We start from the raw sequence: 593 nt of genomic DNA, 5'->3' as shown, positions 1-593 counted from the left end.
GAGATGGAGGGGGTCAATGCTGGGGAAGTGTCCGGCAGGAAGAAATTCAGTTTGAACAGCCCGGATTTTCAAAAACAATTTGAAAAAGATGTTGACGCGGTATTAAACGGAACCTACAACAGCTCTAATCCGTTGATTATTGGAAAAACTCCCAGTGTGTTGCAAAAAATAGGGTTAAGCGAATTGCCATTGGTTCTGACCCCAGCACATGCATACAGTATTGCAAAGACAGAGGCACAGGCAAAGGCGGAGGGGAAATACCAAAAAGGGACCAATTATCATGGATTGGGTGCAGATGCTGTTAAACAAATCTATGATAAAATTTCTGACCCTATTATGGTGTTAGCGCATCCTGATTTTGTGGCGAGGCCTCAGCGTGCAAACGCACATAAAATAATTATTGTTGTGGATTTGTCTGTTGACAACAAGCAAGTGATCGCTCCTATTGAAATTGATGCGGAAGTATTCAGTCACAAAAAACGAATTGATGTTAATCTTATTTCAACATATTTTAACCGTGCCAATTTTGAAAAGTTTATAGATGAAGCAAAGGCAAGGGAAAATACCGGAGATATAGGATTCTATTATCTAAA

Annotated in this window: 1 protein-coding gene; it reads left to right on the top strand. The window is 40.0% G+C overall.

The window, feature by feature from the left end:
* Positions 1-51: 51 nt before the first annotated feature.
* The coding region (locus tag IAG03_RS14150) for a MuF-C-terminal domain-containing protein (RefSeq protein ID WP_249320761.1) at positions 52-593 on the top strand (542 nt) is incomplete at its 3' end.

Origin of the sequence: Yeguia hominis (assembly GCF_014384705.1) — a bacterium.
Taxonomy (GTDB): Bacteria; Bacillota; Clostridia; order Oscillospirales; family Acutalibacteraceae; genus Yeguia; species Yeguia hominis.
The sequence above is the reverse complement of the archived record's forward strand: the minus strand, read 5'-3'. Positions and strand labels throughout refer to the sequence as shown.